General features: G+C 60.8%; 17 protein-coding genes. 12 read left to right on the forward strand and 5 right to left on the reverse strand.

Annotated features, from left to right (window positions below; genetic code table 11):
• Window positions 1-49: 49 nt before the first annotated feature.
• The 7 genes from M1D99_RS03185 (at window position 50) to trpE (ending at window position 7,874) form a co-directional block, all read left to right on the forward strand.
• Window positions 50-1,093 (forward strand): ABC transporter substrate-binding protein, encoded by a 1,044-nt coding sequence (locus M1D99_RS03185; RefSeq protein ID WP_003206153.1) that lies wholly within the window; start codon window positions 50-52, stop codon window positions 1,091-1,093.
• Between the two features lie 225 nt (window positions 1,094-1,318).
• Window positions 1,319-2,566, forward strand: coding sequence for an ABC transporter permease (locus tag M1D99_RS03190; protein WP_186706974.1), 1,248 nt, complete (start codon window positions 1,319-1,321; stop codon window positions 2,564-2,566).
• A 13-nt stretch (window positions 2,567-2,579) separates the two neighbouring features.
• On the forward strand, window positions 2,580-3,404 hold the full coding sequence (locus tag M1D99_RS03195; protein ID WP_186706975.1) for an ABC transporter permease: 825 nt from the start codon (window positions 2,580-2,582) through the stop codon (window positions 3,402-3,404).
• Window positions 3,405-3,605: 201 nt separating this feature from the next.
• Complete coding sequence (locus M1D99_RS03200) at window positions 3,606-4,754, forward strand: iron-containing alcohol dehydrogenase (protein WP_458131367.1); 1,149 nt, start codon at window positions 3,606-3,608, stop codon at window positions 4,752-4,754.
• Window positions 4,755-4,832: 78 nt separating this feature from the next.
• A complete protein-coding gene (rpe, locus tag M1D99_RS03205) occupies window positions 4,833-5,507 on the forward strand; it encodes a ribulose-phosphate 3-epimerase (protein WP_186706977.1) in 675 nt (224 codons plus the stop codon).
• A complete protein-coding gene (locus M1D99_RS03210; RefSeq protein WP_186729591.1) occupies window positions 5,504-6,322 on the forward strand; it encodes a phosphoglycolate phosphatase in 819 nt (272 codons plus the stop codon). Before rpe ends, M1D99_RS03210 begins: the two co-directional genes overlap by 4 nt.
• Window positions 6,323-6,392: 70 nt before the next feature.
• Complete coding sequence (gene trpE, locus M1D99_RS03215; protein WP_434573982.1) at window positions 6,393-7,874, forward strand: anthranilate synthase component I; 1,482 nt, start codon at window positions 6,393-6,395, stop codon at window positions 7,872-7,874.
• 225 nt (window positions 7,875-8,099) lie between these two features.
• Here trpE and estP read toward each other — a convergent pair whose 3' ends face one another.
• Window positions 8,100-10,007 (reverse strand): esterase EstP, encoded by a 1,908-nt coding sequence (gene estP, locus M1D99_RS03220; RefSeq protein WP_434573984.1) that lies wholly within the window; start codon window positions 10,005-10,007, stop codon window positions 8,100-8,102.
• Between the two features lie 410 nt (window positions 10,008-10,417).
• Between estP and M1D99_RS03225 the strand changes: the two genes are divergently transcribed.
• The 4 genes from M1D99_RS03225 to M1D99_RS03240 are packed head-to-tail and all read left to right on the forward strand — an operon-like array spanning window position 10,418 to window position 13,608.
• Window positions 10,418-11,011, forward strand: a complete 594-nt coding sequence (locus M1D99_RS03225; protein ID WP_434573985.1) for an aminodeoxychorismate/anthranilate synthase component II — start codon at window positions 10,418-10,420, stop codon at window positions 11,009-11,011.
• A 9-nt stretch (window positions 11,012-11,020) separates the two neighbouring features.
• Window positions 11,021-12,070, forward strand: coding sequence for an anthranilate phosphoribosyltransferase (gene trpD, locus M1D99_RS03230; RefSeq protein ID WP_092146427.1), 1,050 nt, complete (start codon window positions 11,021-11,023; stop codon window positions 12,068-12,070).
• A complete protein-coding gene (gene trpC, locus M1D99_RS03235; protein WP_186729588.1) occupies window positions 12,067-12,903 on the forward strand; it encodes an indole-3-glycerol phosphate synthase TrpC in 837 nt (278 codons plus the stop codon). Before trpD ends, trpC begins: the two co-directional genes overlap by 4 nt.
• A gap of 3 nt (window positions 12,904-12,906) precedes the next feature.
• Complete coding sequence (locus M1D99_RS03240; RefSeq protein WP_434573988.1) at window positions 12,907-13,608, forward strand: lipoate--protein ligase family protein; 702 nt, start codon at window positions 12,907-12,909, stop codon at window positions 13,606-13,608.
• Here the strand turns inward: M1D99_RS03240 and crp are convergent.
• Window positions 13,605-14,249 (reverse strand): cAMP-activated global transcriptional regulator CRP, encoded by a 645-nt coding sequence (crp, locus tag M1D99_RS03245; protein ID WP_458131368.1) that lies wholly within the window; start codon window positions 14,247-14,249, stop codon window positions 13,605-13,607. The two genes, M1D99_RS03240 and crp, sit on opposite strands and share 4 nt — an antisense overlap.
• 235 nt (window positions 14,250-14,484) lie before the next feature.
• Between crp and M1D99_RS03250 the strand changes: the two genes are divergently transcribed.
• A complete protein-coding gene (locus tag M1D99_RS03250) occupies window positions 14,485-14,907 on the forward strand; it encodes an OsmC family protein (protein WP_003206127.1) in 423 nt (140 codons plus the stop codon).
• A 129-nt stretch (window positions 14,908-15,036) separates the two neighbouring features.
• On the opposite strand, the gene coq7 is transcribed toward M1D99_RS03250, so the two are convergent.
• The 3 genes from coq7 to M1D99_RS03265 form a co-directional block, all read right to left on the reverse strand.
• Window positions 15,037-15,684: a 2-polyprenyl-3-methyl-6-methoxy-1,4-benzoquinone monooxygenase gene (coq7, locus tag M1D99_RS03255; RefSeq protein ID WP_060740380.1), complete on the reverse strand. Its 648-nt coding sequence runs from the start codon at window positions 15,682-15,684 to the stop codon at window positions 15,037-15,039.
• 75 nt (window positions 15,685-15,759) lie between these two features.
• Window positions 15,760-16,098 (reverse strand): histidine triad nucleotide-binding protein, encoded by a 339-nt coding sequence (locus M1D99_RS03260; RefSeq protein WP_003316306.1) that lies wholly within the window; start codon window positions 16,096-16,098, stop codon window positions 15,760-15,762.
• Between the two features lie 83 nt (window positions 16,099-16,181).
• A complete protein-coding gene (locus tag M1D99_RS03265) occupies window positions 16,182-16,970 on the reverse strand; it encodes an SDR family NAD(P)-dependent oxidoreductase (protein ID WP_434573992.1) in 789 nt (262 codons plus the stop codon).
• Window positions 16,971-16,982: the final 12 nt, after the last annotated feature.

The raw sequence follows: 16,982 nt of genomic DNA on the forward strand, positions 1-16,982 counted from the left end.
TCGCCCCCTGCTGTACCAACACCAACCCTGCACGTGGAGAGAACAATAAATGTTGAGATCCCTGAAGTTCACAGCCCTGACACTGGGCATGATGGGTGCGGCAAGCGCGATGGCGGCGGGCCCGGACCTGACCGTGGTGTCTTTCGGCGGGGCGAACAAGGCGGCTCAGGTCAAAGCCTTCTACGCACCGTGGGAAGCGGCCGGCAACGGCAAGATCGTGGCTGGCGAGTACAACGGCGAAATGGCCAAGGTCAAGGCCATGGTCGACACCAAGAGCGTTTCCTGGGACCTGGTGGAAGTCGAGTCTCCGGAATTGTCCCGTGGTTGTGATGAAGACATGTTCGAGCAACTCGATCCGGCCCTGTTCGGCAAGGCCGAAGATTACGTCAAGGGCGCTATCCAACCTTGCGGCGTCGGTTTCTTCGTGTGGTCGACCGTGCTGGCCTACAACGCCGACAAGCTCAAGACCGCACCGACCAGTTGGGCGGACTTCTGGGACACCAAGCAATTCCCAGGCAAGCGCGGCCTGCGCAAAGGCGCCAAGTACACCCTGGAATTCGCCTTGATGGCCGACGGCGTTGCACCGAAGGACGTCTACAAGGTGCTGGCCGGCAAAGATGGCCAGGACCGTGCGTTCAAGAAGCTCGATGAGCTCAAGCCGAATATCCAGTGGTGGGAAGCCGGCGCCCAGCCGCCGCAGTACCTGGCATCCGGTGACGTGGTCATGAGTTCGGCCTACAACGGCCGGATCGCCGCGGTACAAAAAGAAAGCAACCTGAAGGTGGTGTGGAACGGCGGCATCTACGACTTCGACGCTTGGGCCATCCCTCGCGGCCTGGACAAGACCCGCGCCGAAGCGGCGAAGAAATTCATCGCCTTCTCGGTGGCACCGCAGCAGCAGAAGACCTACTCGGAAAACATCGCCTACGGCCCGGCCAATACCCAGGCAGTGCCGTTGCTGGCCAAGGATGTCCTGAAAGACATGCCGACCACCCCGGAAAACATCGCCAACCAGGTGCAGATCGACGTCAGCTTCTGGGCTGACAACGGCGAGCAACTGGAGCAGCGCTTCAACTCCTGGGCTGCGAAGTAACCCACGTCTTCCGGTGAGGCGAGGCTTTTGTGGCGAGGGAGCTTGCTCCCGCTTGAGTGCGCAGCACTCACAAAATAGGCATTGCCGACAAATTTTGGGGCCGCTTCACGGCCCAGCGGGAGCAAGCTCCCTCGCCACAACCACGCGTACCACCAGGTTGCGGTTTCAAAAGAACAGAGGCGGCTCGCCGCCCCTGTAACGATAAAAAGATTTGCGGAGTTCGCCATGGCCATCGCCGTTCCACTGAACGCGGGCACCAGCCCCACCCTCAAGCAGCGGCTCAAACATGCCGAGCGGGTCAACCGCTGGAAAGCCCAGGCCTTGATCGCGCCGCTGGTGCTGTTTCTGTTGCTGGTGTTTCTGGTGCCAATCGTGGCGCTGTTGTTCAAAAGCGTCAGCAACCCGGAAGTGGTGGGCGCCATGCCGCGCACTGTCGCCGCTGTCGCGGCCTGGGACGGACGCGGTCTGCCGGGCGAGCCGGTGTACAAGGCTGCCACTGAAGACCTGGCCGAAGCCCGCAAGAATCAGACCCTGGGCGATTTGTCCAAGCGCTTGAACATGGAATTGGCCGGCTACCGCAGCCTGCTGACCAAGACCGCTCGGGCGTTGCCGTTTGCCACCGAGCCGGCTTCCTATAAAGAAGCCCTGGAAAACCTCGATGAGCGTTGGGGCGACCCGGCGTACTGGCAGGTGATCCGCCGCAACACCAGTAACGTTACCCCGTATTACCTGCTGGCAGCCGTCGATCACCGCATCGATGACCTCGGCGAACTGGCCCCGGCCACCCCTGACCAGTCGATCTACCTCGACATCTTCGCCCGCACCTTCTGGATGGGCCTGGTGATTACCGCCATCTGCCTGGTGCTGGCCTATCCGTTAGCCTACCTGTTGGCGAACCTGCCATCGCGCCAGAGCAACCTGTTGATGATTCTGGTGCTACTGCCGTTCTGGACGTCGATCCTGGTGCGGGTCGCGGCGTGGATCGTGCTGCTGCAATCGGGCGGCTTGATCAACAGCGCGCTGATGGCCATGGGTGTCATCGATAAACCCCTGGAACTGGTGTTCAACCGCGTCGGTGTGTACATCTCCATGGTTCACATCCTATTACCGTTCATGATCCTGCCGATCTACAGCGTGATGAAAGGCATCTCGCCTACTTACATGCGGGCGGCGATTTCCCTGGGCTGCCACCCGTTCGCCAGTTTCTGGCGGGTGTACTTCCCGCAGACCTACGCCGGTGTTGGCGCCGGTTGCCTGTTGGTGTTCATCCTTGCGATTGGCTACTACATCACGCCGGCGTTGCTGGGCAGCCCGAACGACCAGATGGTCAGCTACTTCGTCGCGTTCTACACCAACACCAGCATCAACTGGGGCATGGCCACGGCGCTCGGCGGGCTGCTGTTGCTGGCGACCATCGTGCTTTATCTGATTTACAGCTGGCTGGTGGGCGCCAGTCGCCTGCGCCTGAGCTAAGGGGAGATCGAAAATGGTGAGTCCTTACATGTCCCCCATTGAGCGGGTGTGGTTCTACAGCCTGCGCATACTCTGCGGGTTGATCCTGTTGTTTCTGATCCTGCCGGTGCTGGTGATCATTCCGCTGTCGTTCAACTCCGGCAGTTTCCTGGTCTACCCGCTGCAAGGTTTTTCGCTGCAGTGGTACCACGATTTCTTCGCCTCGGCCGAATGGATGCGGGCACTGAAAAACAGCATCATCGTGGCCCCGGCGGCGACCTTGCTGGCGATGATCTTCGGCACGCTCGCGGCCATCGGCCTGACCCGCGGCGACTTCCCCGGCAAGGCGCTGGTGATGGCCTTGGTGATCTCGCCCATGGTGGTGCCGGTGGTGATCATCGGCGTGGCCAGTTATCTGTTCTTCGCACCGCTGGGGATGGGCAACAGTTTCTTCTCGCTGATCGTGGTCCATGCGGTGCTGGGTGTGCCGTTCGTCATCATCACGGTGTCGGCGACCTTGCAGGGGTTCAACCACAACCTGGTCCGCGCCGCCGCCAGCCTTGGAGCATCACCACTGACGGCGTTTCGTCGGGTGACCCTGCCGTTGATCGCCCCGGGCGTGATCTCTGGGGCACTGTTCGCCTTCGCGACATCGTTCGATGAAGTGGTGGTGACGCTGTTCCTCGCGGGTCCTGAGCAGGCAACCCTGCCACGGCAGATGTTCAGTGGTATCCGCGAAAACCTCAGCCCTACCATCGCCGCGGCGGCGACGTTGCTGATTGCGTTCTCGGTGGTCCTGCTGCTGACCCTGGAGTGGTTGCGCGGGCGTAGCGAGAAGCTGCGCACTGCCCAAGTCTGACGCCAGCGTTGATCCCTGTGGGAGCGGGCTTGCTCGCGAAAGCGGTGTAACAGTCGACCCAGTTGTTGGATGTTCCACCGCATTCGCGAGCAAGCCCGCTCCCACATTGGGTTTGCGGTGTATTCATAAGCTGAATGGCAGACAACCCTCAATACCGAGCTATCCTTGTGCCAGCCCATACTCGAATAAGAGGCCGCGCACATGAGTCTTTCCTCATTCAAGATCGCCCATAAACTGATCACCGGTGCCGCTGCCATCGAGCAACTGGCCGCCGAGCTGACGCGGCTGGACGTCGACAATCCGCTGATCGTGACCGACGCGGCGCTGGTCAAGTCCGGCACCGTGGACTTGGCCCTGCAGCACCTGGGCGGGCGCGACTACGAGATTTTCGACCGGGTCATGCCGGACCCGGAAATCGCCATCGTCGAAGATTGCATGCAGGCCTACCGCGACGGCGGCCACGATGGCCTGATCGGCCTGGGCGGCGGCAGTGCCATCGACATCGCTAAATGCGTGGGCGTCTATGCCGGTTACCACGGCGAATTGCAGGACATGTTCGGCATCGATCAGGTGCCGCGCAAAGGCCCGCCCATGATTGCCATCCCCACCACGGCCGGCACCGGTTCGGAAGTCACCAACGTGGCGATCCTCTCCGACAAGGCCGCGCAACTGAAAAAAGGCATCGTCAGCGATTTTTTGTTGCCGGACGTGGCGCTGGTCAGCCCGCAAATGACCCTCACCTGCCCGCGCAGCGTCACGGCCGCCAGTGGCGTCGATGCGCTGGTGCACGCCATCGAGGCCTACCTGTCGCTCAATGCTTCGCCGATCACCGATGCCCTGGCCATCGGCGCAATCAAACTGATCACCCGCGCGCTGCCCAAGGCCTATGCCAATCCTAACCATCTGCAAGCCCGTGAAGACATGGCCACGGCCAGCCTGATGGCCGGCATGGCCTTCGGTAATGCCGGGGTCGGGGCGGTCCATGCGCTGGCCTATCCGTTGGGCGGGCGCTTTCACGTGTCCCATGGTGTCGCCAACGCCTTGTTGCTGCCGTATGTGATGGCTTGGAACAAGATGGCCTGCGTCGAGCGCATGCGCGATATCGGCGAGGCCATGGGCATCCGGACCGCTCATTTGAGTGACCTTGAAGCGGCCGACGAAGCCGTGGAAGCCATGGTTGCGTTGTGCGCCGCCGTGCAGATTCCCCAGGGCCTGAGCGGCCTGGGCGTGACCGAGGACGTGATCCCGTCCATGGCGGTGGAGGCGGCGGGGATCGAGCGCCTGATGCGCAACAATCCGCGTCAGTTGAGCGCCGCCGATATCGAGAAGATCTACCGCGCGGCGTATTGATCGACTGTCACGGTGGGCGCGCCAAATCTTGAGGTATACAATGCGCGCCATCGTGATTTCGCTCAAAACAGGTGCGTCATGCAGCCCTTCGCTATTGCTCCGTCGATTCTCTCCGCCGACTTCGCCCGCCTGGGGGAGGAAGTGGACAATGTTCTGGCCGCCGGGGCCGACATCGTGCACTTCGATGTCATGGACAACCACTACGTGCCCAACCTGACCATCGGCCCGATGGTCTGCGCGGCGCTGCGCAAATACGGCATCACCGCGCCGATCGACGCGCACCTGATGGTCAGCCCGGTGGACCGCATCGTCGGTGACTTCATCGAGGCGGGCGCCACCTACATCACCTTCCACCCGGAAGCCACGCTGCATGTCGACCGCTCCCTGCAGTTGATCCGCGAAGGCGGTTGCAAGGCTGGCCTGGTGTTCAACCCGGCGACACCCTTGGACGTGCTCAAGTACGTGATGGACAAGGTCGACATGATCCTGCTGATGAGCGTCAATCCTGGCTTCGGCGGGCAGAAATTCATCCCGGGCACCCTCGACAAGCTGCGCGAAGCCCGTGCCCTGATCGACGCCTCGGGCCGTGACATCCGCCTGGAAATCGACGGTGGCGTGAACGTGAACAATATCCGTGAAATCGCCGCGGCCGGCGCCGACACCTTTGTCGCCGGCTCTGCGATCTTCAACGCGCCCGACTACCAAGAGGTGATCGCAAAAATGCGCGCCGAACTGGCCCTGGCGCGCCCATGAGCGGCTTCGAGCAGCTGTTTCCCGGCAGCTTGCCGCGTCTGGTGATGTTCGACCTCGATGGCACCTTGGTCGATTCGGTCCCGGACCTCGCGGCGGCCGTGGACACGATGCTGCTCAAGCTTGGGCGCCCGCCCGCCGGCATCGACGCGGTGCGCCACTGGGTCGGCAACGGCGCGCCCATGCTGGTGCGCCGGGCCCTGGCCAACGACATCGATGCCCAAGGCGTCGATGAGGCCGAAGCCGAGCAGGCGCTGGCGTTGTTCAATGAAGCCTACGAAGACAATCACCAGCTGACAGTGGTCTATCCTGGCGTGCGCTCCACCCTCAAGTGGCTGAAAAAGCAGGGCGTGGAAATGGCCCTGATCACCAACAAGCCGGAACGCTTCGTCGCGCCGCTGCTGGACCAGATGAAAATTGGCCGCTATTTCCGTTGGATCATCGGTGGCGATACCTTGCCACAGAAAAAACCTGACCCGGCCGCGCTGTTCTTCGTGATGAAAATGGCCAACATCCCGGCCTCCCAATCCTTGTTCGTCGGCGACTCGCGCAGCGATGTACTGGCGGCCAAGGCGGCGGGGGTCAAGTGCGTGGCGTTGAGTTACGGCTACAACCACGGCCGGCCGATCGCCGAAGAGTTTCCGACGCTGGTGATCGACGATTTGCGCCTGTTAATTCCCGGTTGCCTGGACCCGGCCGCTGAGATAACGTTGCCCGACGCTGTTCAATCCTCTTCTGGAAACGCCATCGTGGTGGTCACTCGCAAACTCTGGATGAAAGTCATGAAGGCCCTGGCCCGCTGGCGTTGGCGCACCTGACATGATCCTGGCCGGTTATCCGGCGCGTTTGCATACCTGACTGTCAGTTCCTCTTGCCACGAGGCATCCCATGATCCGTGAAGAATTCCTGCGTCTAGCCGCTGCCGGCTACAACCGCATCCCCCTTGCCTGCGAAACCCTGGCCGACTTCGACACACCGCTGTCGATCTATCTCAAGCTCGCCGACCAGCCCAACTCCTACCTGCTCGAATCGGTACAGGGCGGCGAAAAGTGGGGCCGATATTCCATCATTGGCTTGCCGTGCCGTACGGTGCTGCGGGTCCATGACCATCGCATCAGCGTGACCCACGACGGCGTCGAAATCGAAAGCCTCGAAGTCGAAGATCCGCTGGCCTTCGTTGAAACCTTCAAGGCCCGCTACAACGTGCCGACCATCCCCGGCCTGCCGCGTTTCAACGGCGGGCTGGTGGGGTATTTCGGCTACGACTGCGTGCGCTACGTGGAAAAGCGCCTGGGCACCTGCCCGAACCCCGATCCGCTGGGCGTGCCGGACATCTTGCTGATGGTCTCCGACGCGGTGGTGGTCTTCGATAACCTCGCCGGCAAGATGCACGCGATCGTCCTTGCCGACCCGTCCCGGGAAGATGCCTACGAGCAAGGTCAGAAAAGCCTGCAGGCACTGCTGGAAAAACTCCGTCAGCCGATCACGCCGCGTCCCGGCCTGGATTTCAGCAAGCAGTCGGCGGCCGACCCGGTGTTCCGTTCCAGCTTCACCCAGGACGATTACGAACGGGCCGTCGACACCATCAAGGAATACATCCTCGCCGGCGACTGCATGCAAGTGGTGCCGTCGCAACGGATGTCTATCGACTTCAAGGCCGCGCCCATCGATCTCTACCGGGCGTTGCGCTGCTTCAACCCGACGCCCTACATGTACTTCTTCAACTTCGGCGACTTCCATGTCGTGGGCAGTTCGCCGGAAGTGCTGGTGCGGGTCGAAGACAACCTGATCACCGTGCGCCCGATCGCCGGCACTCGCCCCCGTGGCGCCACGGAGGAGGCTGACCGGGCGCTGGAAGAGGACCTGCTGTCGGACGAGAAGGAAATCGCCGAGCACCTGATGCTGATCGACCTGGGGCGCAACGACACCGGGCGGGTCTCGGAAATCGGTTCGGTGAAGCTCACCGAGAAGATGGTCATCGAGCGCTATTCCAACGTGATGCACATCGTCTCCAACGTCACCGGCCAATTGAAGGCCGGGCTGACGGCGATGGATGCCTTGCGGGCGATCCTGCCTGCGGGCACTTTGTCCGGCGCGCCGAAAATCCGCGCGATGGAAATCATCGATGAACTGGAGCCGGTCAAGCGCGGGGTATACGGCGGGGCGGTGGGTTATTTCGCCTGGAACGGCAACATGGACACCGCGATTGCCATTCGCACCGCGGTGATCAAAAACGGCGAACTGCACGTGCAGGCCGGCGGCGGTATCGTCGCCGACTCGGTGCCGGCATTGGAATGGGAAGAAACCCTGAACAAGCGCCGCGCGATGTTCCGCGCCGTGGCGCTGGCCGAGCAGACCTCGAACGACTGACGTCCTTCAGCATACAACTGTGGCGAGGGAGCTTGCTCCCGCTGGCCTGCGAAGCGGGCCCATCAAATCGATGCGGCTGCTGCGCAGCCGAGCGGGAGCAAGTCCTTCAGGCAACTCAATCTGTGTGGGAGCGAGCTTGCTCGCGATGAGGCCGTCACCTTCAACAAATAGGTTGGCTGAAAGTTCGCTATCGCGAGCAAGCTCGCTCCCACAGGTTCCCCTCGATCAGAAGTCCAGGCTGACCCCCAGGCTCACCCCTTGCTGGGTCATGTCATCGTCCTTGCGCAGTGTATAACCGCCCCGCAACGCCAAGTCCTGCGTCAACTTGTGGCTGACCCCCAGGCTCAGGCGATTCAGGTGGCTCTGTGGTGTGTAGCCTTCCAGCGTGAAGTCGTTGGCCGGCAGGCTGTTGAGGGCGATGTTGACCTTTTGCGTGTCGTCTTCGTACTCGCGTTCGTGGGCATATTCGCCAAACACCTGGGTCTGCCGGGTGATGTTGTATTTGCCCTGCAAGCCAATGCCCAGGCGTTTCGAATCGCGGGTCTGATCATCGAAGGTCAGGGCCGTGGAGCGGTTGCTCTTTTCCGAATAACCATCCACTTCCACCTTCGCATAATCAGCGCTGACAAACGGCGAGAGGTGCCATTCGCTGCCCGGCTGGGCGATGTCGTAGCCCACCCGCGTGCTGAATGCCCAGAGATGGCCGTCGGTGTTGCCTTTCTCCTGCGCTTCGTTGACGCCCAGGTCGAACTTGCGCTCCAGGTTGTCGTAGTCGAGCTTGCCGCCGGTCAGCGCCGCGTCGGCCCACCAGCGGTTTTGCTGGAACTGGGCGAAAGCCGTCGCCAGGTAGCTGTTGAGCTTGTACGTCGAATCGTTATCGCCTGCGTCCATGTCCTGGCGGTAGAAACCGGCGGCGACACCCATGCGCCAAGCCTCGTTGAGGCGATAGCTGCCGCCCACGTTGAGGCTGTAGCCGCTGCCGTCGGCGCTGGCGCCGCTGCCTTGGCTGTCCATGTCCAGGTGCTGGCCGCCACCGGCGACGATGGCTCGCCACTCGCCGACCGTCTGCCAGTCTTCCCAGTCCGATTGCCACTGGCTGCGCAATTCATCCTGGTGAGCACGTAAGGTCGAGTGGGCCATTTCCGGCAGCAGTGTCAGCTCCCAGGGCGCCGCGAGCAGGGAAAAGGCGTAGTCGGCGATCAGTTTCTGTCCGGCTTCGGTGGGATGGACCGCGTCGTTGTAGATCAGCTTGCTGGGATCCGGCGTGGCACTGTTGATGCCATAGGTGGCGTTCTCCGTGCAGCCGTTGCCGCTGAAGCAAGTGGCGGTGAGGTTCTCGCCGGTGGCGAGGCCGAATCTTGCCGGATCGGCGAAGCTCTCCTTCAACAACAGTGGAATGTTCAACGGAATGATTTCGGCATCGATGCCTTGCAGTCGGGTGATCAGTTGTTGGTTGAACTGATTGCCCAGTTGCGAAAAGGTGTCCTGCAAGGGGCCACCGTTGAGGGCCGGGGTCAGGCCCAGGTCGGGCAACAGCCAGACCATCACATAGCGGGCGCCGGCCGTTTGCAGCACCTGGACGCTGTCGGCCAGCCGGTCGGCGGCGGCGTTCGCTTGCGCGGTGTTCAATACCCGGCCTTGAAGGAAGTCGTTACCACCACCGGAAAGGTAATACAGCGCATTTGGATCGGCGCGCAGACCGTTGGATTGCAAGTAGCCAGGACGGCTGCGCTCGCCGGTGTCGGACACGCCAGTAATCGATTCGAGGATCTGGTCGGTGCGATACCCGCCTACCGCCCAGTTATTGCCATCGGCCAGCCCCTGGCCGGCGCGGACCGCCGACGTGGAAGCCGCGGTCTCGTCGGCGGAATAGCCCAGGCGCCCACCAAGCAATTGGGTGGAGTTGGCCGAATAGGCTTCGCCGCTGCCGTCGGTGTAGATCGGACCGGTTCGGTTGGTATAGCGCTCGGTCGAACCGGGCGGGCCGTTCGGGTCGGCGAACTGGCCGGCGTCGTTGAGACTGTCGCCGAATACGATGAACTTGGAATACGGGTTGGGGCCGGCGCTCGCCTGGGTGCAGGCCATCGCCAACAGGCAGCTGGCAATCGGTACGAACAGCGTCTTCTTTATCATGGGAAAGTCCGTTTTTATCTTATTGTTGTTAGAAAACGAAACGACAGTACCAAAAACTTCCGGCGTTTTGCCATCTATCCGGAACGTCGCGATTGTTTCAAAGCCCTTCGGGATCGGTCATATTGCGTGCTCCGCCCAGCTAAGCTACTGTGCCGGGACGTATGAACGAGACTTCCCCTGTGTCGATTGTCAGCAAACTTCTGGATCAAATGATCAAGGCACACGCCCGTTGGCGTTGGCGCGCCTGAACAATCTCCGCCGGCCTCGCCGGACCTGTACCGATTTGCCTTCTTTACCCGCTGTAGAACCGCTTCGCCGGGGTATCAATCGCCGCGCCAAGCGCAGCAGCGTGCGGGTCACTCTCTGAAGGCTGTATTTAAAGTCAGTGAATTCAATAGGTTGCTTACGCCATGTTGCTGATGATCGATAACTACGACTCTTTTACCTACAACGTTGTGCAGTATCTCGGCGAGCTGGGTTCCGAGGTCAAGGTCGTGCGCAACGACGAACTGACCATCGCCGAAATCGAAGCCCTCAAGCCTGAGCGCATCGTGGTTTCCCCCGGCCCGTGCACGCCAACCGAAGCGGGCATTTCCATCGACGCTATCAAGTATTTCGCCGGCAAGCTGCCAATCCTGGGCGTCTGCCTGGGGCATCAGTCGATCGGCCAGGCGTTCGGTGGCGATGTCGTGCGCGCCCGGCATGTCATGCACGGTAAGACTAGCCCGGTATTCCACGAGGACAAGGGCGTGTTCGCGGGGTTGAATCATCCGCTTACCGTAACCCGCTACCACTCGCTGATCGTCAAGCGCGAAACTCTGCCCGACTGCCTGGAGTTGACGGCCTGGACCCAGCTTGAAGACGGCTCCGTCGATGAAATCATGGGGTTGCGCCACAAGACGTTGAATATCGAGGGTGTGCAATTCCATCCCGAGTCTATTCTCACCGAGCAGGGCCACGAGCTGTTCGCCAACTTCCTCAAACAAACCGGCGGCACGCGCTAAGGACTTTTCATGGATATCAAGACAGCCCTGAGCCGTATCGTCGGCCATCTCGACCTGAGCACCGACGAGATGCGCGACGTGATGCGCGAAATCATGACCGGCCAATGCACGGATGCGCAGATCGGCGCGTTCATGATGGCCATGCGCATGAAGAGCGAGAGCATCGATGAAATCGTCGGTGCCGTGTCGGCGATGCGTGAGCTGGCGGACAAGGTCGAACTCAAGACCCTGGACGGCGTGGTCGATGTGGTCGGCACCGGTGGTGACGGCGCCAATATCTTCAACGTGTCCACCGCCTCGTCGTTTGTCGTTGCGGCGGCCGGTTGCACCGTTGCCAAGCATGGCAACCGCGCAGTCTCAGGCAAGAGCGGCAGTGCCGATCTGCTGGAGGCGGCTGGCATCTACCTGAACCTGACGCCGGTTCAAGTGGCGCGCTGTATCGACAATGTCGGCATTGGTTTCATGTTTGCCCAGACGCACCATAGCGCCATGAAACACGCTGCCGCGCCGCGCCGTGAGCTGGGCCTGCGTACGCTGTTCAACATGCTCGGCCCGCTTACGAATCCGGCCGGCGTGAAGCATCAAGTGGTGGGCGTGTTCAGCCAGGCGTTGTGCCGGCCGTTGGCCGAAGTCCTGCAGCGCCTGGGCAGCAAGCACGTGCTGGTGGTCCATTCGAAGGATGGCCTGGATGAATTCAGCCTGGCGGCGCCCACATTCGTGGCCGAACTAAAAAATGATCAGATCAGCGAGTATTGGGTCGAACCTGAAGACCTCGGCATGAAGAGCCAGAGCTTGCATGGCCTTGCGGTCGATGGTCCGGCCCAATCGCTGGAGTTGATCCGCGATGCCCTGGGTCGCCGCAAGACCGAGAATGGCCAGAAAGCCGCCGAGATGATCGTGCTCAATGCCGGTGCCGCGTTGTACGCCGCCGACCACGCCAGCAGCCTCAAGCAAGGCGTGGAACTGGCCCATGATGCACTGCACACTGGCCTGGCCAGGGAAAAACTCGAAGAGTTGGGTGCATTTACCGCCGTATTCAAAGTGGAGAACGAAGGATGAGCGTGCCAACGGTTCTGGAAAACATTCTGGCTCGCAAGGCTGAGGAAGTGGCTGAGCGTCGCGCTCGCGTCAGTCTGGCCGAGCTGGAAAACCTGGCGCGTTCAGCGGATGCGCCGCGGGGTTTTGCCACGGCGCTGATCGATCAGGCCAAGAAAAAACAGCCGGCGGTGATTGCCGAAATCAAGAAGGCGTCCCCCAGCAAGGGCGTGATCCGTGAACACTTCGTTCCGGCCGACATCGCACGAAGCTACGAGAAGGGCGGCGCGACCTGTCTCTCGGTGTTGACCGACGTCGACTTTTTCCAAGGGGCCGACGACTACCTGAAGCAGGCGCGGGCAGCGTGCAAGTTGCCAGTGATCCGCAAGGATTTCATGATCGACCCGTACCAGATCGTCGAGGCTCGGGCCCTGGGCGCCGATTGCGTGCTGTTGATCGTTTCCGCCCTGGACGACGTGAAAATGGCCGAGCTTGCGGCAGTGGCCAAGAGTGTCGGGCTGGATGTGCTGGTGGAAGTCCATGACGGCGACGAGTTGGAGCGAGCCCTGAAAACCCTCGATACCAAACTGGTCGGGGTGAACAATCGCAACCTGCACACCTTTGAAGTGAGCCTGGAAACCACTCTGGACCTGTTGCCGCGCATCCCACGGGATCGCCTGGTCATCACTGAAAGTGGCATCCTCAATCGGGCCGATGTCGAGCTGATGGAAGTCAGCGATGTCTACTCATTCCTGGTGGGCGAGGCCTTCATGCGGGCCGAGAACCCGGGGACGGAATTGCAACGACTGTTCTTTCCTGAACGAGGCCTGCCGGTGAGCGGCTCGACGCTGGACTGATCCATGTCGCCTGTGATGTCCCTTACCGTCGAAGCGGGTCTGCAAGCCGAACAGGATCTGTTGGCCAGCATCTGCGCGGGCGACGCCGAATTCGGCCTGCTGTTCTGGCAGCCCAATGACCGTGCGCTGGTCATGCCGCGCCGCTTGAGTCGCCTGCCGGGATTCGAGCACGCCTGTGAAGTCTCGGCCGCCCATGGCTGGCCAGTCCTGCTGCGCGAAACCGGCGGTGAGCCGGTGCCGCAGTCGGCCGCTACCGTCAATATCGCCTTGGTCTACGCGCCACCGCGCAGCGAAGGTGACCATGGCCGCATCGAAACCGGGTACCGCCGATTGTGCGATCCCATCTGCCAATTGCTGGATGAATTGGGCGGGGTGCCTTCGCTGGGCGAAGTGGAAGGGGCCTTTTGCGACGGACGCTTCAACGTCAACCTCGACGGCCGGAAGATGGTTGGCACCGCTCAGCGCTGGCGCCAGAGCAAGGGCGGTCAACGTCCGGTGGGTCTGGTTCATGGCGCGCTGTTGCTGGAGAACGAGCGCGAGTCCATGGTCGCGGCGGTCAATCGCTTCAATGAAGCCTGTGGCCTGGAGCAGCGAGTGCGTGCCGAGAGCCACATCGCCCTGCATGAAAAATTCCCGGCGCCTCACGCGTTGGAGCGGCTCGAAGCGTTGTATCGGCAAATGCTGACCCAACTGCTGGGCGCTTAACGCGTTCCGAACACCACCATGGTCTTGCCTTTGACGCTGACCAAGTTGCGCTCTTCCAAGTCCTTGAGTACGCGACCGACCATTTCCCGCGAACAACCGACAATCCGTCCAATCTCTTGGCGGGTCACCTTGATCTGCATGCCGTCGGGGTGGGTCATGGCATCGGGCTGCTTGCACAATTCCAGCAGGCAACGTGCGACACGTCCGGTGACATCGAAAAACGCGAGATCGCCGACCTTGCGGGTGGTATTGCGCAGGCGTTGTGCGATTTGTCCGCTGAGGACGTAAAGAATGTCCGGGTCTTGCAGGGACAGTTCTCGGAATTTGGCGTAGCTGATTTCCGCAACTTCACATTCAATCTTGGTCCGCACCCAGGCACTGCGTTCTTGCTCCTTGCCCGCCTGTTCGAACAACCCCAGCTCGCCGAAGAAATCTCCGGAGTTGAGGTAGGCGATGATCATTTCCCGACCGTCGTCATCTTCTATCAGGATGGTAACCGAGCCCTTGAGGATGAAAAACAGCGTGTCGGAACGATCACCTGCACAAATGATGCTGTGTTTGGCTGGATAGCGGCGGCGCTGACAATGCATCAAAAGTTTGTCGAGATTCTTGATCTTGAGCGTGGGAGTAATGGCAACCATGGTTGTATCCCGAAAGACTGCGCAGTGTTGTGGTTTGGTTTTGTTATGAGGGCGAATGGCTATCGCTAAAAGCTGGCCATACGCCAGCGAATTCGCGCCAGCTTAACAGAGGCGTCTTGAATAGATTCGAGAATTTACCTACAGGCTGACAGGAAGAGCTTCCTACGACGGAGAGCCGTCATGACGAGGTGCTGTGCTAAGCTGGCGACCCTTTTTTAACAGTGGAGTCTTGGCGATGAAGGCACGCATCCAATGGGCTGGCGAAGCCATGTTCCTCGGTGAGTCAGGCAGTGGTCATGTGGTCGTCATGGACGGCCCGCCAGAGGCCGGTGGCCGGAACCTGGGTGTTCGGCCGATGGAAATGCTCCTGTTGGGCGTGGGCGGTTGCAGCAACTTCGACGTGGTCAGCATTCTCAAGAAGTCCCGCCAGGCCGTCGAAAGCTGCGAAGCGTTCCTCGAAGCGGAACGCGCCACTGAAGACCCAAAGGTGTTTACCAAGATTCACATGCACTTCGTGGTGAAGGGGCGAGCCCTGAAGGAAGCCCAGGTCAAGCGCGCCATTGAGCTGTCTGCTGAGAAGTACTGCTCGGCTTCGATCATGCTCGGTGCCGCCGGGGTCGAAATCACCCACGATTATGAAATCATCGAGTTGGGTTGAGTCGCCATCAAAGGGCTTGCGATTTTCTGTACTGAAATCGTCGGATAGAAAAAAGGCGACTCCCGTTGGGAAGTCGCCTTTTTTAGTTTCCGAGGAATAAGGATGGGTTATCCAGATTCCCAATCACCGTCAAATCCGATAAGTGCTCTTGGTCATGACCTTGGCCAGCAGGCTCATGCCGAATTTCACCGGGGCCGGGAAACGGAAGCCACCGGCGTCAAGCGCGCTTTCGGCGTGGTGTTCTTCATCCACGCGCATCTGCTCGAGGATCGCCCTGGATTTCTCGTCCTCAGCCGGCAATTGCTCCAGGTGTTCGTTCAAGTGCTTGCACACTTGATGCTCGGTCGCCGCGACGAAGCCGAGGCTGACTTTGTCGCTGATCAGCCCGGCGACGGCGCCGATCCCGAACGACATCCCATAGAACAGCGGGTTCAGGACACTGGTGTGGCTGCCCAGTTGGCGAATCCGTTGTTCACACCAGACCAAGTGATCGATTTCTTCCTCGGCGGCATGTTCCATTGCCTCACGCACCTGCGGCAGCTTCGCTGTCAGCGCCTGGCCCTGATACAGCGCCTGGGCACAGACTTCGCCGGTGTGGTTGATACGCATCAATCCGGCGACGTGGCGGGTTTGCTCGTCACTCAATTGCGCGTCCGGTTGCACGATAGCCGGTGATGGGCGGTACGGCTGGCCACTGAAGGGCAGCAGGGTGCGCATCGCGGTGTCGGCTTGCAGCAACAGACGGTCAATCGGCGAGTAGTGACGTTGGGTAGTCATGCTTACCTCCGGGAAAAATCACAGCGGCCAGTTTAACCCAATCGGCCGTCGAAGATTTGCGTTGGGTCAGGGGTATCAGCCCGGCGGCCAGTTCATCTGGCGCTGACCCAGCACATGCATATGAATGTGATAGACCGTCTGCCCACCCAGTTCATTGCAATTCATCACCACGCGAAAACCTTCTTCACAGCCCAATTCCAGCGCCAGGCGCTGGGCAGTGAACAGAATGTGCCCGGCCAGGCCCTTGTCTTCTTCGGTAAGGTCATTGAGCGTGCGGATCGGTTTCTTTGGAATGACTAGAAAGTGCACGGGCGCTTGGGGGGCGATGTCGTGGAAGGCCAGTACCTGGTCATCCTCGTAAATGATCTTCGCCGGGATTTCCCGGTTGATGATCTTGGTAAACAGAGTATCCACAGCTGTTTTCTCCGTTGGGTTCGTTGAGGTCGAATGCCTCGAAGGCCTCGATCGAGGTGTCTTGGCTGTTCAGCGTGAGGGCATCAGTGCGGGCAGTAAGCCTTGTTGACCATGCCGGCGATCGTCCGGACCAGCCACCGTGATCCTAGCCGCGGCAGTACGGCCAGCCAGCGGTTGCGGCGTCCGGGAATGATGATGGCGCGGTTTTTGTCCAGTGCGCGCACGGCGTACAGGGCGACTTCTTCCGGGCTCATCAGCGATTTGCTGGCGATGAGTTTTTGCTCGTCCATCTGCGCCTTGGAAAAAAAGCCGGTTCGGGTCGGACCAGGACAAAGCACCGAGACCTTGATCGCGCATTTCTTCAATTCAACCCGCAGGGCTTCGGAGAAGTGCAGCACATAGGCCTTACTGGCGTGGTAGGTGCTCATCCAAGGTCCGGGCTGGAACGCGGCGACCGAGGCAACGTTGAGGATCTGGCCGCCGCCAAGCAGCGCCATGCTATTGCCAACGGCATGACAAAGCCGTGTCAGGGCAAGGATGTTGACTTCGATCAGGTCCTGCTCGGTCATCCAGTCCTGGCCCAGGAACGGCCCGCTGGTGCCGATACCCGCGCAATTGACCAGCAGGTCGATTTGCCGTTCACCTTCCTCCAGTTCCAGCAAAAAGCCTGAAAGCCTCAGCGGTTCGCCCAGGTCGCAAGCCCGGAACAGTACCTCCACGCCAAACCGCTGGGTCAGTTCGATTGCAATGCTTTCCAGCCGATCACGTTGTCGAGCCACCAGTATCAAGTTGCGGCCACGCCGGGCCAGCGCTTCAGCCATGGCCAGGCCGATGCCGCTGGAGGCGCCAGTGATCAGTGCGTAACGGGTCATGCAGTTCTCCAT

The organism is Pseudomonas sp. R3-41 (genome assembly GCF_054161485.1).